This window comes from Kitasatospora sp. NPDC089509 (genome assembly GCF_044749365.1).
Taxonomy (GTDB): domain Bacteria; phylum Actinomycetota; class Actinomycetes; order Streptomycetales; family Streptomycetaceae; genus Kitasatospora.
Window position 1 is genome coordinate 19,720 of record NZ_JBIVHS010000039.1, and the last position, 20,916, is coordinate 40,635.

The following is a 20,916-nucleotide window of genomic DNA, read 5'->3' on the forward strand; positions in this document are numbered from 1 at the left end:
TCTCGATGATGATCTGGAGTATTCCATATTGATCGTAATCAACATTGACAACGTGGATCAATGCTCGGAGAGTACGGATCGTCACCCGGAACAACCGCCCGAGGAGGGCCACCACCATGTCGAACACCACCCAGATGTCGAGCACCACCCTGATAGAGGTCCCGCGCGGTCTGAAGGGCGTCGTGGTCACCGAGACCGCACTCAGCGACGTCCGCGGGCTGGAGGGCTTCTACCACTACCGCCAGTACTCGGCGATCGAGCTCGCCGAACAGCGCACCCTGGAGGACGTCTGGCAGCTGATGCTGTTCGGCGAGCTGCCCGACCCGGCCGGGCGCAGCGCCTTCCTGGCCCGCACCGCGCCGCTGCGCCGGCTCCCCGACGCGCTCCGCCCGCTGCTGCCCGCGCTCGCGGCGGCCACCGTGCACGGCGGCCCGCTCAGCGCCCTGGGCGCCGCGCTCTCGATCGCCGCCGCCGACCGCGGCATCCGCCCGCTCTACGACACCGCCCCCGACCGGCGGGTCGAGGACGCGCTGTTCGCCACCGCACTGGTACCGACCGTCCTCGCCGCGCTGTACCGGCTGCAGCACGGCGAGGAGCCGGTGGAACCGCGCGACGACCTCGGCCACGCGGCCAACTACCTCTACATGCTGACCGGCCAGGAGCCCGAGCCGGCCAAGGCCCGGGCGATCGAGCAGTACCTGATCTCCACGGTGGACCACGGCTTCAACGCCTCCACCTTCACCTCCCGGGTGATCGCCTCCACCGGGGCCGACCTGGTCGCCTGCCTGGTCGGCGGGCTGGGCGCGCTCTCCGGGCCGCTGCACGGCGGCGCGCCCAGCCGGGCACTGGACACCCTGGACGCGATCGGTACCCCGGACCGGATCGACGACTGGATCCGGGAGCACGTGCTGGCCGGCGACCGGATCATGGGCTTCGGCCACCCCGTCTACCGCACCGAGGACCCGCGCTCCCGGATGCTGCGCGGGATCGCCCGGTCCTTCGGCGGGGAGCTGGTCGACCTCGCCGTCCAGGTGGAGTCCCGGGTGGAGGCGATCCTCGCCGAGCTGAAGCCGGGCCGCGAGCTCCACACCAACGTGGAGTTCTACGCCGGTGTGGTGATGCACCTGTGCGGCCTGCCCAGGGGCATGTTCACGCCCACCTTCGCCGCGGGCCGGGTGATCGGCTGGAGCGCCAACATCCTGGAGCAGGCCGCCGACCCCAAGATCATCCGCCCGGCCGCCCGCTACACCGGCCCGACCGCCCCGCAGCCGCTGCCGACGGTCTGACCCGCCTGACCCGCCTGACCTTCCCGAGCCACCCGGCCCGTCCGAACCACCAAACCCACCCGACCCACCCGACCCGTCTGACCGCCGGGCCCCGTCGTCGAACCGACGGGGCCCTCTGCGCCGAATCGTCGTGTTCCGTTCAAGCCCCGCTCACCCCATCATGGCACGGTGTCAGCCGCGCCTACGCGCGTAGCACTCCCCTGTACCCCCACCAGACAAGGGACTTGACCGATGCTCAGACGCCTCGATGCCATCCGCCCGCTCGCCCTGGGCGCCGTCGTCCTGACCGTCCTCGCCGGTACCGGCGCCGCGCCCCACCGCGCCGCGGCCGCGCCCGCGACCGCCACGGCACCCACCGCCACGGCCACCAAGCACCGCGTCCTGTTCGACGCCAGCAAGGCGGAGACCGCCGGCAACGCCGACTGGATCATCAGCACCAGCCAGCCCGACCCGCTCGCCGAGAACGCCGACCCGCAGTCCGAGACCGACTGGACCGGCGCCATCTCCAGCTGGGGCGTCGCTCTCCAGAAGACCGGCCAGTACAGCCTCAAGACCCTGCCGAGCGGCTCCACCATCACCTATGGCACCGGTGGCGCGCTGGACCTCGCCAACTTCGACGAGTTCGTCCTGCCCGAGCCGAACATCCGGCTCAGCGACGCCGAGAAGACCGCCGTGATGACCTTCGTCCAGAACGGCGGCGGGCTGTTCCTGATCTCCGACCACACCGGCAGCGACCGCAACAACGACGGCTGGGACTCCCCCGCCATCATCAACGACCTGATGACCACCAACTCGGTCAACAGCAAGGACCCGTTCGGGCTCTCCGTCGATCTGCTCAACATCCAGACCGACAACCCGACCGCGATCAACGACGCCACCGACCCGGTGCTGCACGGCCCCTTCGGCACCGTCACCGGCAGCATCATCCGCAACGGCACCACCTTCACCCTCAAACCCGCCGACAACCCCGCCGTCAAGGGCATCGTCTACCGCACCGGCTACTCCGGCACCACCGGCGCCTTCTTCGCCACCAGTAGCTTCGGCAAGGGTCGGGTCGCGCTGTGGGGTGACAGCTCGGCCATCGACGACGGCACCGGCGAATCCGGCAAGACCCTCTACAACGGCTGGAACGACCCGGCCGGCACCGACGCCGCACTCGGCCTCAACGCCACCGCCTGGCTCGCCGCGGGCAGCGGCGGCGGCACCACCGGCAGCGTCACCCTCGGCAACCCCGGCACCCGCACCGCCACCGTCGGAACCGCCACCAGCCTCCAGCTCTCCGCCACCGACACGGCCGGCGGTACCCTCGGCTACACCGCCTCCGGCCTGCCCGCGGGCCTCGGCATCAACGCCACCACCGGCCTGATCAGCGGCACCCCGACCGCCGCCGGCAACTACTCCGTGACGGCCACCGCCACCGACTCCACCGGCCCGTCCTCCTCCGTCACCTTCACCTGGACCGTGCGGTCTACCGGCGGCGGCAGCTGCACCCCGGCGCAACTGCTCACCAACCCCGGCTTCGAGGCCGGTTCGACGACCGGCTGGACCGAGACCAACACCAGCGGCACCAGCACCATCAACAGCGGCTCCAACGAGCCCCCGCACTCCGGCAGCTACGACGTCTGGCTGGACGGCTACGGCAGCACCAACACCGACACCCTGGCCCAGACGGTGACCCTGCCGACCGGCTGCAGCAGCTACACCTTCAGCTTCTGGCTGCACATCGACACCGCCGAACCCACCACCAGCGCGTACGACAAGCTGACCGTCACCGCGAACGGCACCACCCTGGCGACCTACTCCAACGTCAACGCGGCCACCGGCTACCAGCAGCACAGCCTCGACCTGTCCGGCTACGCCGGGCAGACCGTGACCCTCAAGTTCACCGGCGCCGAGGACTACACCAAGCAGACCTCCTTCGTCCTGGACGACACCGCCGTCAACGTGGCGTGAGCCAGCGCCGGTCGGCCTCCCCGGAACCGGGAGGCCAACCGGCGATCCGGCCGACCGGCCGGGTCTACGGCCCCAGGGCGACGGGCTCCGCGAGGGCGAGTCCGGACCACCGCTCCACCTCCTCCGCGTGACCACCGACCGCCGTCGCACGCGCGACGGCCGCGGCCTCCTCCACCCTCGGCGCCCCCGCACCGCGGGTGAGCAGCGCCAACGGCCAGGCCGGTACGGCGGACCGTTCGCCGTCGAAGGCGTGCCAGTCCCAGGCGGCGTCGAACCGCCAGGCCCGACCGGCCCGGTCGGCGACCTCGTCACCCGGTTCGAGGAAGGCGAAGGGCCGGAAGAGCAGCCTGAGCCGGATCGGCTCACCGCCCGCCGGGTCGAGCTCGTACGCCTGGTACTCGCGCTCGGGATCGTGGGTCTCGCCCTGCCGCAGGACGTCGAGGTAGCAGGCGGGCCGGGGCAACCATCCGGTCACCAGCGGCGGTTCGAAGCGATGCACCGCCACCACGTGCACCACTGTCGGCGGTATCCCCACCAGGCAGGTGCCACCAGCCTCCAGCGCGCCCGGCGGTGGTTCCGTCCGGAAGAACGAGCGCTCCCAGTCGCGGTCCTCGGGCGTCGGCAGCGCCACGTCCCCGTTCCAGCTGACGCCCTCCGCCTCCGGGTCGACCTCCCACCACGGCCAGCGCAGCGAGACGTGGTCGCGCCTGACCCCGGTGACCGCCGCCTCGACGAACGGGCACTCCACCATCAGCACGTCACCCCGTCGGAACCGGCCGGTCTCCGCCCGCCGGCCGTCCGTACGCCCGTCCACCCTGTGTCTCCTCCTCCGGCCCTCCCCCAAGCTCAGGGCGATCATCACAGACGGCACTGACAACGCTCCGCCCCTCCCGGAACGTCCGGTCCGAAACCCGCCAGCGCCCGTCGCCCACCCGTCACAGACTGGTTCCAGCGCGGCGGCCCCGACGAACGGCCGGCCCGCCCGCGCCGTACCGTCTACCAGCGAGGAACCCCCGTGACCACCCGCACCGCGACCGCCGTCCTCCGGCAGCGCGTCGACTCGGCCGACTGGCCGGCCCTCGGCGAAGAGCTCGACGCCCACGGCTGCGCGCTCACCCCGCAGTTGCTCACCCGCCAGGAGTGCCGTGAGCTGGCCGCGCTCTACGAGCGGCACGAACTGTTCCGCAGCACCGTCGACATGGCCCGCCATCGGTTCGGCTCCGGCCAGTACCGGTACTTCACCCACGACCTGCCCGAGCCCGTCCAGGCGCTGCGCCGGGCCCTCTACCCCCACCTGCTGACCGTCGCCCGCGGCTGGGCGGCGAAGTTGGGCCGCCCCGCACCCTGGCCCGACGACCTGGACGAGTGGCTGGAGCGCTGCCACGCCGCCGGGCAGGTCAAGTCCTCGCAGATCCTGCTCCGTTACGGGCCCGGCGACTGGAACGCGCTGCACCGGGACCTCTTCGGCGACCTGGTCTTCCCGCTCCAGGTGGTCATCGGCCTCGACGAGCAGGGCACCGACTACACCGGCGGCGAGTTCCTGCTCGTCGAGCAGCGCCCCCGCGCCCAGTCCCGCGGCACCAGCACCGTGCTCCGGCAGGGCCACGGCCTGGTCTTCACCACCCGTGACCGGCCGGTCCGTTCGGCCCGGGGCTTCTCCGCGAGCCCGGTCCGGCACGGCGTCAGCACCGTCCGCTCGGGCCGCCGGCACGCGCTCGGCCTCGTCTTCCACAACGCCTGAGGCGGCGGCGCCGTGACCACTCCCCGCCCCCGCACCTACCGGCTGCTCGGCCCCGACGGCCGCACCCGTACCAGCACCCTGCCGGGCACCCTCGGCGGCTACCGCCCCGACCGCATCTACGGGCGGCTCGACTGCCCGTCGGCCCGGCGCGCCCTCGCCGCCGGGGGCTACGTCCGCCACCGGGTCTTCTTCGCCGACGAGCCGACCGCCCTCGCGGCCGGCTACCGGCCCTGCGGCGTCTGCCTGCCCACCAAGTACCTCCGCTGGAAAGCCCGACAGGGGGAACAGCGCCCATGACCCCCTCGCCACTGCTCCGCCCCACCGAACTCGCGGCCTACGGACCGCTGCCCGCCCCCGCCGGGCACACCGACGCCGAACTCACCTCCCTGCTCTGCCTGTTGAGCACCGTACGGCCCCGCGTCCACACCGTCGCCGTCGGCCACAGCCGGGACGACGCCTCCCGGGCGGCCGCCGAGGCCTTCACCGAGGCCTGGCGGGCGCGCGGCGGAGCCGTCCTCGCCGTCGTCGAGTGGCCCGAGCAGGCCGCCTCCTGGCTGCACCCGGCGCAGCGGCTGACCGCCCCGGCCCCGGACGCCTGGGTGGTCGCTGCCGCACCGCTCGGCTGGGCCCAGTTGGCCCGGCGGCTGCGCCACAGCACCGGGTGGTCCCCCGGCCGGACCTTCGGCTTCGCCGCCCTGGCCGATCCGCGTGCCGTCGCCCTCGCGGGCCCGGACACCGTGGACGGCCTGCGCGGCGCCTCGGCGGACGGCGGCACCTGGGAGGTCCTGCACGGCTGGCAGGTCACCCCGCTACCGCCGTCGGAGAGGCGCGGTGGGTGAACGCGACCCCGCCGCTCTTCCCGCTGCCGCCCGTCCCCCGCACCGAACTCGCCCCCGGCGCGGTGCACGTGCCCGGCTGGCTGACGATCGAGGAGCAGCGCGCGCTCGTCACCGCCTGCCGGGGCTGGGCGCGCGGCCCGGTGCCGATCCGGCACACCCGGGTGCCGGGCGGCGGCGTGATGTCGGTGCAAACCGTCTGCCTCGGCTGGCACTGGCAGCCCTACCGGTACAGCCGGACGGCGGGCGACGTGAACGGCGAGCGGGTGGCCGACTTCCCGGACTGGCTGGCCGAGCTGGGCCGCCGAGCCCTCGCCGACGCCTACCGGGATCCGGCCGCCGCGGCCGGGTACCGCCCCGACACCGCGCTGATCAACTTCTACGACCACGCGGCCCGGCTCGGCATGCACCAGGACAAGGACGAGAAGTCCGACGCGCCGGTGCTGTCGCTGAGCATCGGCGACCGCTGTGTCTTCCGCCTCGGCAACAGCGAGTCCCGCAACCGCCCCTGGACCGAGGTCGAACTCGCCTCCGGCGACCTGCTGGTCTTCGGCGGCCCGTCCCGCTTCGCCTACCACGGCGTGCCCCGGATCCACCCGGGCACCGGTGACCCGGCCACCGGTCTGGCCCGCGGCCGCCTCAACCTGACCCTGCGCGTCACCGGCCTGTCCGGGTGAGCGCACGGGAGGACCAGCCGCGTTTGGCGGACCGTACGGCCGGGATACCCATGCCGCATGGTTCCCACCGAAGTCGCCGACGCGCTGCCCGAGCTGGTCCCCTTCCTCCGTGCCGTCCAGCAACGGCGCCCCGACGACGGCACCTGGTGCGAGGGCTGGACGGTCCGCGACGTGCTGGCCCACCAGGCCGGCAACGCCGAGGAGCTCGCCCGGGTGCTGCGGGCCGTCCTGGTGGGCGCCCCGGTGGAGACCCGCGGCTTCACCCGCGAGGCCCCGTACCGGCGGATGTCCGACGCCGAGCTCTGGACGGCGTTCACCAGCCGCTGCGCGGAACTGACCGAGGTCGCCTCGGCAGCGGCGAGCGACCTGGCCCCCGAGACCGAGATCGGCTGGACCGGCCGGACGGTGACCGTGCCGTTCTTCCTGGAACACCTGCGCGAGGAACTGGTCATGCACCGCTGGGACCTCACCGGGGACGACCGGACCGCGACGGCGGCGCTCGACGAGCCCTGGATGACCCGGCACACCGTGCTGTCCGTCGGCCGGCCGCTGCTGGTCAAGGGCGCGGCCGGGCTCGGCATCGGTCCCGGTGGAAGTCCGGTCGAGGGCCGGCTGCGCGTCCCGGGCACCGACGACGTGCTGGTGACCGCCGACGCCGAGGGCGTCAGCATCGGATTCGCCGCCGCGGACGGCCCGGCCACCATCGAGAGCGACGCGGCCACCCGGGTGCTCCTGCTCTGGGGACGCCGCCCCGCGGACCCGACCCGCTGGCACAGCAGCGCCGGGCCGGAGGCCCTGGTGAGGTTCCGGAACCTCCTCGGCGGCTACTGAGCCCGGCGACGCCGACGACCCGCCGCCCGTGGCCTTTGCACCCGGCCCTGAACGGGCTAGCCTCCCGGGCGCGGCGCACCGTCCGGCGGCGATCCTGAAGTCCGGCCGCCCCGGGCGGTCCTCCGCCGCGCGGTGGCGGGCCCCGAAACCCCCCGCCGTACGCGACACCCGGTGCGAGCCGGCGGGCTCCCCGGACGCCCTGAGGAAGGAAGCAGCAGGTCATGGACGCATCCGCACAGATCGGCGTGACGGGGCTGGCGGTCATGGGCCGCAACCTGGCCCGGAACTTCGCCCGCAACGGCTACACGGTCGCGGTGCACAACCGCACCCCCGCCCGGACCCGGGCCCTGGTCGAGGAGTTCGGCCAGGAGGGAACGTTCGTCCCGGCGGAGTCGGCGGAGGACTTCGTGGCCGCGCTGGAACGGCCGCGCCGACTGCTGATCATGGTGAAGGCCGGCGGGCCGACCGACGAGGTGATCGAGGAGTTCGCCCCGCTGCTGGAACCGGGCGACATGATCATCGACGGCGGCAACGCCCACTTCGCGGACACCCGCCGGCGCGAGAGGGCGCTGCGCGAGCGCGGCATCCACTTCGTCGGCAGCGGTGTCTCCGGCGGCGAGGAGGGCGCCCTGCACGGCCCCTCGATCATGCCCGGCGGCTCCGCCGAGTCCTACACCGTGCTCGGCCCGATGCTGGAGCGGATCAGCGCCAAGGTGGACGGCGAGCCCTGCTGCACCCACATCGGCACCGACGGCGCCGGGCACTTCGTGAAGATGGTGCACAACGGCATCGAGTACGCCGACATGCAGCTCATCGCCGAGGCCTACCACCTGCTGCGGGACATCGGCGGGTACTCCCCCGCCGAGATCGCCGGGATCTTCCGGCACTGGAACCAGGGTCGGCTGGACTCGTACCTCATCGAGATCACCGCCGAGGTCCTCGCCCACACGGACGCCGGAACCGGCAGGCCCTTCGTCGACATCGTCCGGGACGCCGCCGAGCAGAAGGGCACCGGACGCTGGACCGTGCAGACCGCGCTCGACCTCGGCTCCCCGGTCACCGCGATCGCCCAGGCCACCTTCGCCCGGGTCGCCTCCAGCCGGGCCGAACTGCGCGCCGCCTACCGGCCGTTGCCCGGCGGCACCGAGCACGAGCTGCGCCCGCACGAGGCCGAACGCTTCACCCGGGACGTCGAGCAGGCGCTGTACGCGTCGAAGGTCATCGCCTACGACCAGGGCTGGACCATGATCCGCGACGCGGCGGCCGAGTACGGTTGGGACATCGACCTCGGCGCGGTGGCGAAGATCTGGCGCGGAGGCTGCATCATCCGGGCCGCCTTCCTGGACCGGATCCGCGCCGCCCACGCCGACAACCCGGACCTGGTGAGCCTGCTGGCCGAGAAGCAGTTCGCCACCGAGGTCTCCGACGCCCAGGCGGCCTGGCGCACGGTGGTCGCCGGGGCGGCCCAGCACGGCATCCCGGTGCCGGCCTTCTCCGCCGCGCTGGCCTACTACGACACCCTGCGCAGCGAGCGCCTGCCCGCCGCACTGATCCAGGGGCAGCGCGACTTCTTCGGCGCCCACACCTACCACCGCACCGACCGGCCGGGCAGCTACCACACCCGCTGGGCCGAGCCCGGCCGCCCCGAGGAGCGGACGGACACCGGGGCGTAGGCGGCAGCCAGGGCTCAACCGGCCAGGCGGGCGGAGCCGGTCAGGAACCCGACGCCCGGAGGACGCGCCGCAGCCAGCGGGTGCGGGCCTCCTGGGCGTCCCGGCTGACGGCGGCGTCCGGGGCGAGGGTGTCGAAGCCGTGGCAGGCGCCGGGCCAGACGTGCAGTTCGGCCGTGCCGCCCGCCCGCCAGATCGCGTCGGCGTAGCCGACGACCTCGTCCCGGAAGGTCTCGGCGGAGCCCACGTCGAGGTAGGCCGCGGGCAGCCGGGACAGGTCGGTGGCGCGGGCCGGAGCAGCGTACGGGGAGAGCTCGGCGGCGCCGTACCGCTCGCCGAGCACGGCCTGCCAGGCGGTCGCGTTGGAGGTGCGGTCCCAGGTGTCGTGGCCGGCCAGTTGGCGGCTGGAGAAGGTGTCGCCGCGGTCGTCGAGCATCGGGCTCAGCAACAGCTGGCCGAGCGCCGCCGGACCGCCCCGGTCCCGGGCCAGCAGGGCCAGGGCCGCGGCCAGTCCACCGCCGGCGCTCTTGCCGCCGATCACCAGGCGCCGGGCGTCCACACCGAGTTCAGCGGCGTGCCCGGCCACCCAGTCGAGCCCGGCGTAGCAGTCCTCGACGGCCCCGGGGAAGCGGGTGCCCGGCGCCAGCCGGTACTCGACGGACACCACCGCGAGGCCCAGCGGCAGCGCCCAGGACCGCAGCACTCGCGGCAGCACGGACCACGCGTTGCCGGTCACCATCCCGCCGCCGTGCAGGTAGTAGAGCACCGGCAGCGGCTCCCGGACCCCGGCTGGCCGCGCGCTGACCAGCGTGACGTCACCCGCCTCGCCGTGCCGCGGCACCCGCAGCTCCGCGACCTCGAACCGGCCGCCGTCCCGCAACCGGTCGAGCGTCGGCCGCGGCCGGGCGGCGGCGTCCCGCTGCTGCCACGCCGCCAGCCGCTCCGGCGTGAGCACCTCCCGCGCCGCCGGTCCGGCGGCCGCCACCGCCGCCCGCACCTCCGGGTCCAGCGGCGGCACCCCGGTCACCATCGATCCGTCCACCACGCGTACCCCTCCCCGACGACGCCCGACCGGCCCAGCTTGCCAGCCCCGCCGGTGCCGTCGAACAGCCGGGCGGGGCGGCGAGGTCAGACCGGCGGCAGCAGGTCGCTCCCGCTGACGGTGTACGTCAGCGGCGGGTAGCCGAAGTCCGTCTCCCTGTTCTCCCGGCGCCGCAGTCCGTAGAACTCCCGGCCCTGCTCCTCGTCGGCCATCAGGAGGCGTGCGCCGCCCGGGAGTTGCGGCTCGCCGTCGCGGAACCGGAGCAGCGTCCTCGACCTGCGGAAGGTCACGCCCAGCCACTCGTTGTCCGCCGCCTCGGCGGGCGCGTCCAGGACGATCCGGTGCCGCAGCCGCCGGTTCACGTCGACGGAGAACGCGACGACGCCGTTGTGGAGCAGGGGGATCTCGAACCTCCCGCCCTCGGGCTCCTTCGACTCGAAGACCAGCTTCCGCGGTGGGCCCGCCTGGGGGTGCCGGTAGCAGGAGAAGACGGCGATGGACGAGTCGTCGGCCAGGTCGAGGGCCTGGTCGGAGTGGCCGCCCATGGTGGTGTAGGCGTTGGTGTAGCGCTCGATCAGGGCGTTGTTGAAGCCGACCGGAAGCGCCGCACCGTCCTGGACCCGTCGCGCCAGCCGCTCGTGCACCGCCCGGAAGCGCTGCGCCGGGCTGCCGTACCGCGTGGTGGTCCGCACCAGCGGCACCGCGCCCGTCCCGTCGACCCTGGTCAGGACGGCGCCCCGCCGGCCCTTTCCGACGTCCTCCCAGTCGACCGACGCGGACAGCTCCGCGAACGGATCCCCCTCGACCGGCAGGGCGTACCAGCGGATCCCGTCCGGGAGGCTAGACGCGGGGGGCACGGTAGTCTCCCGCGTTCATGCTGAAGAGCAGTTCGTCGCCGTAGTCGACGAAGGACGAGCTCCGGTTCTCCTCCGCGTACAGCCTGCGCAGTTCGTCCATGCCGTCCGGCGTGGGCGGCCCCAGCTCGACCAGGCCGTCGGCCGCCTTGAGGAACGTCCGGCCGTCCTTGTGCACGGCTTCGGCGCTCGAACAGCGCACCACGTAGCCCAGCCGGGTCGGGAGCAGGTCTGCGTCCAGCGCCGAGGGCCGGATCTCGTGGGTGTAGAGGCGGTTGGTGGACAGCGGCATCAGGAGCACCGAGCCGGGGTGGAGGGTCACGGTGAACTGCGCGGGGAGGGCGCCCCCGTCGCGGGCCGCGGACGGGTCCTTGAGGCGGAAGCGCAGCCTGGTCAGCCCGCTGACGCCCTTCACCCCGTGGTCGAAGGGGTCCTCGGCCAGCGGCTGCAGCCCGTCGAGCCCGTCGTAGAAGGTGCAGAAGGCCATGATGCCGTTGCCGGGCATGTCCTTGGTCTTGTCGGCGTGGGCCGAGATCTTGGCCTTGGACTGCTTGCGCTCCGCCGTGGCAAGGGTGTTGTGGTAGATCTGGGCGAGCACGTGGTTCAGCGGCGCCTGGCCGCGGAAGACCGTGGCGGCCTCGCGGTTCAGGGCCTCGACGATGTCCGTGTCGGTCGGGCGGAAGGTCTCGGTCGGGCCCGAGAGGTTCGTGGAGCAGCGCAGCAGACGGAAGTGCAGTTCGTCGCCGTCCTGCGTGACGGGCGTCAGATAGATGCCGCTGCGATGGGCCGTTCCCGGTTTGGTGGACTCCGTCAGCGACTGGAACTCGTGCTCCGTGCTGATCCGGCCGAAATGGTCGGCGTCGACCTCGAAGAAGCGGCGGTAGTACACACCGACGCCGTGCACCCGGGCCGGGACCCGGCCGAGGCCGATCGGCGTCCAGGGGTGGTCGCCGTCCCCGCGGTGGCCGTGCGACAGCTCCCGGATGGCGAACACCCGCTCCGCTTCCCGCAGTTGACCGACACTGAGCGCGGACACGTCGCCGCACAGGTAGACGGTCCTCCCCGCGAGGTCGATCACACCGGAGGCGAGTTCCTCCGGTGTGATCGTCGACCCGAGGAACTCCCGGACCGCTTCGTGGTCGTGCAGCGCCGAAGGCGCCACCAGGATGGTGCCCGCATCCTCGATGCGGGCTTCGCTCAGCCCCGTTGTGTGCATCGAACCGTGCCCGCCGTTCGCAGCTCGTGATGGATCGGCCCCGATGCTCCCACGGGGGTTCGACGGCGGGCAACGGGGTTCCGCTCCCCGGTCGGCGGTCGGGGCCTCGTCGGGCGGGGCCGGGTCGGGAAAAGGTCGTGGAATTCCGCTCAACCGGCCGTCGAATTACTTTCGTTGGCCTTTTACGAAAGCCTCCCGGAATACTCGGAACCGGCGGCGGAAAGCCCGTACGCCCCACGAATTCCGAGCACCCCGGAGGCCTTTCATGAGCCATGACGTCGACTACGACACCATCTCCGTCAAGACGCCCGAGGAGATCGCCCTGCTGCGGATCGCCGGCGGCATCGCGGCCCGGGTGCTGGACGACCTGACGCCGCACATCGTGCCCGGTGTCACCTCGCGGCAGATCAACGACATCGCCCACGACCTCATCGTGTACACCCACGGCGCGGAGATCGACCGCGAGGACCTGGCCGGCTACGACTCCAGCGAATTCGCCTGCATATCCATCGCCCACAACGACGTCGCGTTCAGCGGCGAACCGAACGGAATCCCGCTGAAGAAGGGCGACCTCTTCGGCGTCGACGTCAGCATCAGGAAGAACGGCTGGTGCGGCGACACCCAGCGGATGTGGATCGTCGGGGACGAGACCACCGCCCGGGCCCGGCTGCTGGACGCCGTCGGCTACCAGGCGATGTGCCTGGGCATCAGCCTGGTCCGGCCGGGGGCGCGGCTGCAGGACATCGCCCGCGAGGTGCAGGCCTACGTCGAGTCGTTCGGCTTCTCGATGCTCCGGGTGCCCAGCGGCACCGGCCACTCGATCGGCCGGGTGCACGCCGACGGCTGGCTGATCCCGTACTACGAGGACCCCAGCCATGAGGGCCGGGTGCTGGCGGAGGGCATGGTCCTCACCGTCGAGCCGTTCATCTGCGCGGGCAGCGGCGAAGGGCGGCGCCTGACCAACCCGACCCGCTCGGCGGTGACCGCCGACGGCTCGCCCGCCGTCTACTGGGAGCACGTGGTGGCCGTCACCCGGGACGGCTGCGAGGTGCTCGACCTGCGCGAGGGCGAGGACGTCACCTTCTACGACCACCGCCGCTGACGGGCGGCCACCGCTCGTCGCCCAGCCGGGCGCGCAGCCAGCCGTGCAGGGTCTCGATCGCGGCGGCCCGGGGGTGGTCCTCCCGCCGGCTGAGGTAGTAGTCGAGCTGGGCGGGGATCTCGACCTCCCCGATCCGCACCAGCTCCCCGCCGCGCAGGTACGCCTCGGCGAGCTGCCGGCGCACCATGGCGACGCCCTGGCCGACGAGCGCCGCGCGCAGCAGCGCCTCCGCGTCGGAGTAGATCACCCCCTGGCCGGGCTCGTCGGCGTCGAGCCCGGCCGCGGCGAAGAACTCCTGCCAGGAGCGGCCGGCGAAGCGCAGCAGCGGTGCCTGCGGCAGGGTGGCCGTGGTCAGGCCGGGGTGACGGGCCAGCAGGACGGGGGCGGCCACCGCGACGACCCGGTCCGCCAGCAGGCGTTCGGAACGGTAGCCGCGCTCCTCGATCCGGCGGTGCCAGATGCCGACGTCGGCCGAGCGCGGGTCGGGCGGGGCGGTGCCGGTGTGCAGGCGCAGCGACAGTTCGAGCTCCGGGTGCTCGCGGGCGAGGTCGTCGAGCCGGGGGATGAGCCAGAGGTTGGCGAAGTCCGCCATCACGCTCAACTCCAGCGGTGCGGGCGCCCGGTCGCCCGCGCCGGCGGCCTCGTCCAGCGCCTCGGTGAGCTCGGCGAGGGTGCGGCGCAGCCGGACGGCGAGCCGTTCGCAGGCCGGGGTGGGCAGCATGTCCGGTCCGGAGCGGGTGAAGAGGGCCGCCCCGAGCCGGGCTTCGAGTCCGCGGATCTGGTGGCTCACCGCGCTGTGGGTGACATGGAGTTCGCGGGCGGCCAGGGTGTAGCTGCGCAGCCGGGCGGCGGCTTCGACGCAGCGCAGGGCGGCGAGGCCGGGCAGCGATGACGTCTCCACTGCCTCGCTCCTCTTCTTGGTCGGCGGGCCGCTCGGCCCGCCCGGACGGTCCAATCTACGGGAGGTGCCGCCGGGCTCAGGGCTCCTGTCCGCCGCCGCTGTCGTCGGAGGGCTCGCGCCCCCGGGAGCGGTGCCGCCTGAGGTACCAGACCAGCAGGGCCACGGCGACGACCACGGCGATCGCGATCGCGGTGACCCGGCCGACGGTGCCCTCCACCCTGGTGTAGGCGGCTCCGGCGAAGTAGCCCAGAAGGGTGAAGCCGACGCCCCAGGCGAGCCCGCCGAGGGCGTTGTAGAAGAGAAAGCGGCGGTACGGCATCCGGGACATCCCGGCCAGTGAGGGCACCAGCGGGCGGAAGAAGGCGATGAACCGCCCGACGAAGACGGCGGCCGGCCCGCGTCGGCGGATCAGGTCCTGTGCCGTCGCGACCCGCTGCGCATGGCGCCGCAGCGGGCGGGTGCGCAGGATCGCCGGGCCGAGGTGGCGGCCGATCTCGTAGCCGACGGTGTCCCCGAGGACCGCTGCGCAGACCACCACCAGGATCATCCAGCCGAGCGAGACGCTGCCCTGGTGGGCGATGAACCCGCCGAGCGCGGCCGCCGTCTCGCCGGGGATGAAGAAGCTGAAGAACAGGGCGTCCTCGGCACACACCATGCCGCCGACGGCCGCGTACACGACCGGGCCGGACAGGCCGCGCAGCCAGTCGGTGATCGTGTGCATCGGCCACACCTCGTCGGCGATCGGGCCTGGTCCGCCCCACTGTTGCTCGGGCCCCTCATCCGCCCCAATGTAACGCCTGCCCCCGGGCCGGTGCGGCGCCCGAGTCGCGCCCTCCAGGGCGGTACAGGGGTGCCCGGCGGCGGTACCGCCGGGCATCCGGAGCGGGCGAGGCCGTGGTCAGCGGCCGGTCGGGGCACCGAACCAGTGGGTGAGGGCGGAGCGCAGGGTCTCCGGGGAGTCCGCCGCACCGGCCCAGCAGACGTAACCGTCCGGACGGATCAGAAGCGGTGCCGTGGCGGCGCCCCGGCCCGTACGGTCCACCCGGTCCGCCCAGGGGGCGGCGGCCTCGGCGAGGGCGTCCTGCGGGTCGAGCAGCACGCCTCGGCCGGAGCGTAGGAGTTCGTACAGCCGGGCCGGGCCGAGGTCGAGGTCCGGCACGGAGAGGCCGAGGAACGGGTGGGCGGCCGTGTCCGGCATCGGGTAGCGGATGGCGGTGCCGGACATCAGACCGCCGAGGTGGCGCCGGACGTCCGGGAGTTCGGCCAGTTCGGCGAAGACCTCCCGGGTGGCCGTCACGTCCGGGTCGCCGGCGCCCGCCCAGTCCATCAGCAGGCCCTGCGCCTGGATGTTGCGCAGCACGAGGGTCCCGGCCCGGTGCCGTTCGGTGTGGTAGCTGTCGAGCAGGCCGTCGGGGGCCCAGCCGCGGACGGCGGCGCCGAGCTTCCAGCCGAGGTTGAAGGCGTCCTGGATCCCGCCGTTCATGCCCTGGGCGCCGAGCGGGAGGTGGACGTGGGCCGCGTCGCCCGCGAGGAACACCCGCCCGTGCCGGTAGGAGGCGACCTGCCGGGCCACGTTGGTGATGCGACGGGCGTGGCACAGTTCGAGCAGCTGCACCCGCTCGCCGAACACGGCGCGCAGGCCGCCGCGGAGCTCCGCCTCGGTGACCGGGACGTCCCTGGGCAGCGAGCGGCCCGGCCCGCCCATGGCGAGCCGCCGCAGCGGCCGGCCCTGGCCGTCGGTGCCGAGCGGGAAGATCCCGGCCCAGTGGCCGTCCGGGGACCGGTGGTGGGTCGCCAGTCCCTCGACGCCGCTCAGCCGAACGTCGGCGGCGACCGTGGTCAACGTGCCTGGGCGGCCCGGGAATTCGTCCTTCAGCAGCGAGCGCACCGCGCTGTGGCCGCCGTCGGCGCCGACCAGGTAGCGGGCGCGGAGCGTCCGGCCGTCGGCGAAGTCGGCGGTCACCCCGTCCTCGTCCTGGCGGAGGGCGACCAGCTCGTGGTCGCGCCGGATCCGCAGGCCCTGGGCGGCGAGGTGCTCTTCGAGGTAGGCCTCCAGGTCCACCTGCGGAACGGAGCGCCACGGCTGGCGGGGGCGGAAGGCGGCGGTGTCGGGATCCGGGTCGGCGTGGGGCGCGGTCGGCAGCGGCAGCGGCAGGCCGGCGAAGTGGCTGGTGCCGACCGGGTAGTCCCCGGCGGCCAGCAGCGGGTCCAGCAGGCCGCGCTGGTCGAGCGTCTCCAGCGTGCGGGACTGCACGCCGCCGGCCCGGGACAGCGCGCTGCGCTCCGGCAGCCGGTCGGCCAGTACGGTCCGCACCCCGGCCAGCAGCAGTTCGTTGGCGACGGTCATGCCGGTCGGGCCGGCGCCGACGACGAGTACGTCGGTGTCCATGGTCTTCTCCTCGGTCACGTGGCCACGTGGGCGCGTCCGCACCCGGTGGCGTGGTCACGCGGTGGTTCGCGGTTCTCCGGGTACGGGCACAACACTCCGACCGCCAGGGCCCGTTGGACCACTGACCGACGCGATGGTGCGGGGATCCGACACCGGCTAGGCTCGGTGCGGTGGAATCCGACAGCACCGACCGGCACGGCTCCGCCGGCGCCTCCGGCCCTTCCCGCCCGTCCGGCTCTTCCGGCCCTTCCGGCTACGACGAGTTGGACCGCCGCCTGGTCCACGCCCTGCAGATCGACGGCCGGGCCCCGTTCAGCACCATCGCCGCCGCCCTCGGTGTCTCGGACCGCACGATCGCCCGCCGGTACACCCGGTTGCGCTCGACCGGCGCGCTGCGGGTGCTCGGCGGGATCGACCCGACCGCACTGGGGGGCGCGGTGCTCTGGCTGGTGCGGGTGCGCTGCGCACCGTCCGCGTCGGTCTCGGTGGCCGAGGCGCTGGCCCGCCGCCCGGACACCTCCTGGGTGAGCCTCACCTCCGGCGGCACCGAGATCACCTGCACGGTCCGCACCGAGAGCGATGCCGACAGCGAGGCCCTGCTGCTGGCCCGACTCCCCCGCACCCCACGGGTGGAGGGGGTGAGCGCGCACTCCGTGCTGCACTCCTTCTACGGCGGTCCGGACAACCTGATCGCCAAGCTCGGCCTGCTGGACGCCGAGACGGTCACCGCCCTGAGCCCGCCCCCGCTGCCGCACCGGCCGGGACCGGTACGGCTGGACGACGGCGACCGCCGACTGCTCGCCGCGCTCGCCGCCGACGGCCGCACCGGGACCGAGCAGCTCGCCAAGGTGACCGGCTGGTCGCCGACCACCGTTCGGCGCCGGATGACGGAACTGCGCGAGCACGGGGTGCTCTACCTGGACATCGACTGCGACGGACGCCTGCTCGGCATCGGCACCCGGACCCTGCTGTGGCTCTCGGTCGCTCCGCCGTACCTGGAGGAGGCCGGCCGGGCCCTGGCCGGGCACCCCGAGGTCGCCTTCGCCGCCGCCACCACCGGGCCGACGAACCTCTACGCGACCGTGGTCTGCCCGGACCAACGCGCCCTGTACCGCTACCTGACCACCCGGGTGGCGGCGCTGCCGGCCGTCACCCACGTCGAGACGGCGCCGGTGATCCGGACCGTCAAGCAGGCCGCGAACCGGCTGTAGCGGCGGGCGGGTCGACGCGCGCGGCCGGACCGGCGGCAGGCCTCAACGCGATGGCGCAGAGCGGCACCTCAGCCCGGTGCCTCAGCCCGGCACCTCAGCGCGGTGCCGCGGCGCGGCTCCGGTGGGCCGCCTGCTTGGCCCGGTTGCCGCAGGCCGCCATGCTGCACCACCGACGGGCCCGGCCCCGGGTGTGGTCCGCGAACACCAGCGTGCAGGTCGGCCCCTGACACGCCTTGACGTGAGTGAAGTCCTCCCGGCCGACGGTCGCCGCCAGCGCCTGCCCGATCGGCAGCAGCAGCGATTCCGGGGTCCGCCACCGGCGCTCCGTACGGAGTGCCAGGCCGCTCGGACCCGCCTCGTCGGCGGCCACGATCCGCGTGAACTGTTCGTCGCGCGCCAGGAGTTGATTGAGCGGCTCCAGGTCGGGCAGGTCCTCGGACCGGACCGGCCGCCCCATCCGCTGCCGCACGAACTCCCGGAACCACTCCCGCAGGCTCCTCGCCTGGGCGGCCACGTGGTCCAGTTCCCCGGGCAGGGTCTGCGCCCGCAGCCGCTCCAACTCCTCGACCGGCACCAGTCCGGCCTGTTCCAGCCAGGCCAGCAGGCCGTCACCGTCGGCGATCCAGTCGACCGGAGTGCTCGCCGGGGTCGCGACCGAGTTCAGGAAGTCCAGGCCGGGGGCGTCGGCGACGAAGAGGGCCGGGGGCCGGGGGTCGGACACGGCACACGCTCCACGGGTCGGGGTCAGCCTCGACATCAAGAGTAACCACTCCAGGATCCCTTGACAAGTTACGAAGACCGTTCCTAACCTCGAAAGTGCAGCCAAGCCGGTTACTTGCATTCAGGGAAGGACCATCATGACCTCCATCGCCTACCGCTCCGTGGACGTCGACGGCCTGAGCGTCTTCTACCGCGAAGCCGGCCCCGCCGACGCCCCGACGCTGCTGCTCCTGCACGGCTTCCCCAGTGCCGGCCACATGTTCCGCGACCTCATCCCCCACCTGGCCGACCGGTTCCACCTGGTGGCCCCCGACCTGCCGGGCTTCGGGCAGACCGAGCTGCCGCCGCGCGAGGAGTTCGACTACACCTTCGAGCACCTCGCGGCCGTCATCGACCGGTTCACCGAGGTGATCGGTCTGAAGCGCTTCGCGCTCTACGTCTTCGACTACGGCGCACCGACCGGCTTCCGCATCGCGGCCGAGCACCCCGAACGGATCACCGCGATCGTCTCGCAGAACGGCAACGCCTACGAGGAGGGCCTGAGCGAGGGCTGGAACCCGATCCGCGCCTACTGGGAGGACTCGTCGCCGGCCAACCGCGACGCCCTCCGCAGCCTCCTGACCCCGGACGCCACCCGCTGGCAGTACACCCACGGCACCCCGGACCCGACCGCGGTCTCCCCGGACGGCAGCACCCTCGACGACGCCTACCTGGCCCGGCCCGGCTCCGACGAGATCCAGCTGGACCTGTTCGGCGACTACCGCACCAACGTCGCCCGCTACCCGGCCTTCCAGGACTACTTCCGCCGCCACCAGCCGCCCCTGCTGGCCGTGTGGGGCCGCAACGACCCGTTCTTCCTGCCCGCCGGCGCCGAGGCCTTCAAGCGCGACCTACCGCACGCCACCGTCCGCCTCCTCGACACCGGCCACTTCGCCCTGGAGACCCACGCCGAGGAGATCGCGACGGCCATCCGGGAGTTCCTGGCCTGAAGGGGCCGACGCCGGAAGCCGGTGGCCGGGCTCCGCGGATTCGTCCGCGGAGCCCGGCCCCTGCCGTTTCCGCGCCCGCTCCGCTAGTTTTACCGACAGAGCGTCGGGAAAGTTCTCAACTTAGGTTAGGCTAACCATAACTATCGGGGTCCTCACACCCTGGCCCCATCCGATCCCTGGAGGCCGTATGCCCACGCCCGAGCCCGTCCCCTTCTCCACCCTGCTCCGCACCGCCAGCAGCGAGGAGCACGAGGCCGCGGAGCACTCGTCCTTCATGAGCCGTCTGCTCGGCGAGCAGCTCGGGATCGAGGCGTACGCCGACCTCACCGGCCAGCTCTGGTACGTCTACCGGGCACTGGAGGAGCGGGCCGAGCAGCTCGCGGCGCACCCGCTGGCGGGCCCGTTCATCGACCCGGCACTGCTGCGCACCGCCGCCATCGAACGCGACCTGGCGCACCTGCGCGGGCCCGACTGGCGGGACGGCCTGGCGCCACTGCCGGCCACCGCCGCGTACGTGGCCCGGATCGAGGAACTGGCCACGGAATGGCCCGCCGGCTACCTCGCCCACCACTACACCCGCTACCTGGGCGACCTGTCGGGCGGTCAGATCATCCGGGGCCTGGCCGAGAAGGCCTGGGGCTTCGAGCGCAAGGGGGACGGCGTCCGGTTCTACGTCTTCGAGGAGATCACCAACCCGGCCGCCTTCAAGCGCGACTACCGCGCCAAGCTGGACGCGGCGGGCGAGGCGATGGACGAGGTCGAGCGGCGCCGGGTGGTCGAGGAGTGCAAGCGGGCCTTCGTGCTCAACGGCAACGTGTTCCACGACCTGGACGGACGCTACCCGCTGAGCGCCTGAACCCCTGAACGCCCCCGACCGCCGCGGGCCGTCCGCCTCCTCCGGGAGCGGGCGGCCCGCGGCGTGATGTCACGTTCCCGGGCGCCGTCCGGTCCACCTGTCGGGAGCGCGCAGCGTTCCGCGCCGCCACCGGCCAGGAGAGGGGACGACCATGGAGACCTTGACCGTTCGACGCGTCATCGCGGCACCGATCGCAGAGGTGTTCGACTGGTGCGCCACGACCACCAACTACACCCGCTCCCCCCTCGTCCTCCGGGCCCGGCTGGCCCGACCGGGCGCGGAAGCACCGTACGGAGTGGGCGCCGTCCGGGAGCACACCTGGGCGATCGGCTGGTTCCGTGAGCGGATCACCGCCTACCACCCGCCGTACGACTTCGACTACACCGTCGACCGCAGCTTCCCGCCGGCCCGGCACGAGCTCGGCCGGATGACCTTCACCGAGGTCGACGGCGGCACCGAGGTCGTCTGGACCACCAGCTTCGAGGTCCGCCTCCCCTTCGGCGCGGCCCTCACCCGCGCCCTCGCCCAACCCGTCATCGGCCGCACCTTCGGCAGGATCCTCGACGCCGCCGACACCGCGCTCACCACCAGGCGACGTTAGCCGGCCTCCCCGGCGCTGGGCGGTCACTGGTCACAGCCCCG

The 20,916-nt window shown here is 73.3% G+C and carries 21 protein-coding genes; 13 read left to right on the plus strand and 8 right to left on the minus strand.

What is annotated here, in order from left to right; all coding sequences use genetic code 11:
- Window positions 1-116 precede the first annotated feature (116 nt).
- Both ACIP4P_RS42410 and ACIP4P_RS42415 read left to right on the plus strand, forming a co-directional pair.
- Entirely contained in the window at window positions 117-1,286 is a 1,170-nt protein-coding gene (locus ACIP4P_RS42410) for a citrate/2-methylcitrate synthase (protein ID WP_400929019.1), read from the plus strand.
- A gap of 231 nt (window positions 1,287-1,517) precedes the next feature.
- The gene (locus ACIP4P_RS42415; RefSeq protein WP_400929021.1) at window positions 1,518-3,239 is read left to right on the plus strand and encodes a putative Ig domain-containing protein; all 1,722 of its coding nucleotides are present in this window, start codon (window positions 1,518-1,520) and stop codon (window positions 3,237-3,239) included.
- A 64-nt stretch (window positions 3,240-3,303) separates the two neighbouring features.
- On the opposite strand, the gene ACIP4P_RS42420 is transcribed toward ACIP4P_RS42415, so the two are convergent.
- Complete coding sequence (locus ACIP4P_RS42420; RefSeq protein WP_400929024.1) at window positions 3,304-4,053, minus strand: hypothetical protein; 750 nt, start codon at window positions 4,051-4,053, stop codon at window positions 3,304-3,306.
- A gap of 201 nt (window positions 4,054-4,254) precedes the next feature.
- Here ACIP4P_RS42420 and ACIP4P_RS42425 point away from each other — a divergent pair, with 201 nt between their 5' ends.
- The 6 genes from ACIP4P_RS42425 to gndA all read left to right on the plus strand — a co-directional run bounded on the left by ACIP4P_RS42425 (window position 4,255) and on the right by gndA (window position 8,997).
- Window positions 4,255-4,980, plus strand: coding sequence for a 2OG-Fe(II) oxygenase (locus tag ACIP4P_RS42425; RefSeq protein ID WP_400929027.1), 726 nt, complete (start codon window positions 4,255-4,257; stop codon window positions 4,978-4,980).
- Window positions 4,981-4,992: 12 nt separating this feature from the next.
- Complete coding sequence (locus ACIP4P_RS42430; RefSeq protein WP_400929030.1) at window positions 4,993-5,277, plus strand: Ada metal-binding domain-containing protein; 285 nt, start codon at window positions 4,993-4,995, stop codon at window positions 5,275-5,277.
- A complete protein-coding gene (locus ACIP4P_RS42435) occupies window positions 5,274-5,819 on the plus strand; it encodes a hypothetical protein (RefSeq protein ID WP_400929033.1) in 546 nt (181 codons plus the stop codon). Before ACIP4P_RS42430 ends, ACIP4P_RS42435 begins: the two co-directional genes overlap by 4 nt.
- The gene (locus ACIP4P_RS42440; protein WP_400929036.1) at window positions 5,816-6,493 is read left to right on the plus strand and encodes an alpha-ketoglutarate-dependent dioxygenase AlkB family protein; all 678 of its coding nucleotides are present in this window, start codon (window positions 5,816-5,818) and stop codon (window positions 6,491-6,493) included. The genes ACIP4P_RS42435 and ACIP4P_RS42440 overlap by 4 nt, the downstream gene beginning before the upstream one ends.
- 57 nt (window positions 6,494-6,550) lie before the next feature.
- Entirely contained in the window at window positions 6,551-7,324 is a 774-nt protein-coding gene (locus tag ACIP4P_RS42445; RefSeq protein WP_400929039.1) for a maleylpyruvate isomerase N-terminal domain-containing protein, read from the plus strand.
- 221 nt (window positions 7,325-7,545) lie between these two features.
- On the plus strand, window positions 7,546-8,997 hold the full coding sequence (gene gndA, locus ACIP4P_RS42450; RefSeq protein WP_400929042.1) for an NADP-dependent phosphogluconate dehydrogenase: 1,452 nt from the start codon (window positions 7,546-7,548) through the stop codon (window positions 8,995-8,997).
- A 40-nt stretch (window positions 8,998-9,037) separates the two neighbouring features.
- Here the strand turns inward: gndA and ACIP4P_RS42455 are convergent, their stop codons facing one another.
- The 3 genes from ACIP4P_RS42455 to ACIP4P_RS42465 all read right to left on the minus strand — a co-directional run bounded on the left by ACIP4P_RS42455 (window position 9,038) and on the right by ACIP4P_RS42465 (window position 12,106).
- The gene (locus ACIP4P_RS42455; protein WP_400929162.1) at window positions 9,038-10,024 is read right to left on the minus strand and encodes an alpha/beta hydrolase; all 987 of its coding nucleotides are present in this window, start codon (window positions 10,022-10,024) and stop codon (window positions 9,038-9,040) included.
- Between the two features lie 98 nt (window positions 10,025-10,122).
- On the minus strand, window positions 10,123-10,893 hold the full coding sequence (locus ACIP4P_RS42460) for a hypothetical protein (protein ID WP_400929045.1): 771 nt from the start codon (window positions 10,891-10,893) through the stop codon (window positions 10,123-10,125).
- Window positions 10,877-12,106: a hypothetical protein gene (locus tag ACIP4P_RS42465; RefSeq protein WP_400929047.1), complete on the minus strand. Its 1,230-nt coding sequence runs from the start codon at window positions 12,104-12,106 to the stop codon at window positions 10,877-10,879. Before ACIP4P_RS42465 ends, ACIP4P_RS42460 begins: the two co-directional genes overlap by 17 nt.
- Before the next feature lie 265 nt (window positions 12,107-12,371).
- On the opposite strand from ACIP4P_RS42465, the gene ACIP4P_RS42470 reads away from it, so the two are divergent.
- Window positions 12,372-13,208, plus strand: coding sequence for a M24 family metallopeptidase (locus ACIP4P_RS42470; RefSeq protein ID WP_350514950.1), 837 nt, complete (start codon window positions 12,372-12,374; stop codon window positions 13,206-13,208).
- Here the strand turns inward: ACIP4P_RS42470 and ACIP4P_RS42475 are convergent.
- The 3 genes from ACIP4P_RS42475 to ACIP4P_RS42485 all read right to left on the minus strand — a co-directional run bounded on the left by ACIP4P_RS42475 (window position 13,183) and on the right by ACIP4P_RS42485 (window position 16,498).
- A complete protein-coding gene (locus ACIP4P_RS42475) occupies window positions 13,183-14,109 on the minus strand; it encodes a LysR substrate-binding domain-containing protein (protein ID WP_400929051.1) in 927 nt (308 codons plus the stop codon). The genes ACIP4P_RS42470 and ACIP4P_RS42475 overlap by 26 nt on opposite strands.
- Window positions 14,110-14,185: 76 nt before the next feature.
- Window positions 14,186-14,830, minus strand: coding sequence for a DedA family protein (locus ACIP4P_RS42480; RefSeq protein ID WP_400929053.1), 645 nt, complete (start codon window positions 14,828-14,830; stop codon window positions 14,186-14,188).
- Window positions 14,831-15,007: 177 nt separating this feature from the next.
- The gene (locus tag ACIP4P_RS42485) at window positions 15,008-16,498 is read right to left on the minus strand and encodes an FAD-dependent monooxygenase (RefSeq protein WP_400929056.1); all 1,491 of its coding nucleotides are present in this window, start codon (window positions 16,496-16,498) and stop codon (window positions 15,008-15,010) included.
- A 170-nt stretch (window positions 16,499-16,668) separates the two neighbouring features.
- On the opposite strand from ACIP4P_RS42485, the gene ACIP4P_RS42490 reads away from it, so the two are divergent.
- Window positions 16,669-17,709 (plus strand): Lrp/AsnC family transcriptional regulator, encoded by a 1,041-nt coding sequence (locus ACIP4P_RS42490; protein ID WP_400929059.1) that lies wholly within the window; start codon window positions 16,669-16,671, stop codon window positions 17,707-17,709.
- A 94-nt stretch (window positions 17,710-17,803) separates the two neighbouring features.
- Here ACIP4P_RS42490 and ACIP4P_RS42495 read toward each other — a convergent pair whose 3' ends face one another.
- The gene (locus ACIP4P_RS42495) at window positions 17,804-18,430 is read right to left on the minus strand and encodes a CGNR zinc finger domain-containing protein (RefSeq protein WP_400929062.1); all 627 of its coding nucleotides are present in this window, start codon (window positions 18,428-18,430) and stop codon (window positions 17,804-17,806) included.
- A gap of 136 nt (window positions 18,431-18,566) precedes the next feature.
- On the opposite strand from ACIP4P_RS42495, the gene ACIP4P_RS42500 reads away from it, so the two are divergent.
- From ACIP4P_RS42500 to ACIP4P_RS42510, 3 genes are all read left to right on the plus strand, one after another.
- Complete coding sequence (locus tag ACIP4P_RS42500) at window positions 18,567-19,418, plus strand: alpha/beta fold hydrolase (protein ID WP_400929065.1); 852 nt, start codon at window positions 18,567-18,569, stop codon at window positions 19,416-19,418.
- A 187-nt stretch (window positions 19,419-19,605) separates the two neighbouring features.
- Window positions 19,606-20,274: a heme oxygenase (biliverdin-producing) gene (locus tag ACIP4P_RS42505; protein ID WP_400929068.1), complete on the plus strand. Its 669-nt coding sequence runs from the start codon at window positions 19,606-19,608 to the stop codon at window positions 20,272-20,274.
- A 151-nt stretch (window positions 20,275-20,425) separates the two neighbouring features.
- Window positions 20,426-20,875, plus strand: coding sequence for an SRPBCC family protein (locus ACIP4P_RS42510; protein ID WP_400929071.1), 450 nt, complete (start codon window positions 20,426-20,428; stop codon window positions 20,873-20,875).
- Window positions 20,876-20,916 lie beyond the last annotated feature (41 nt).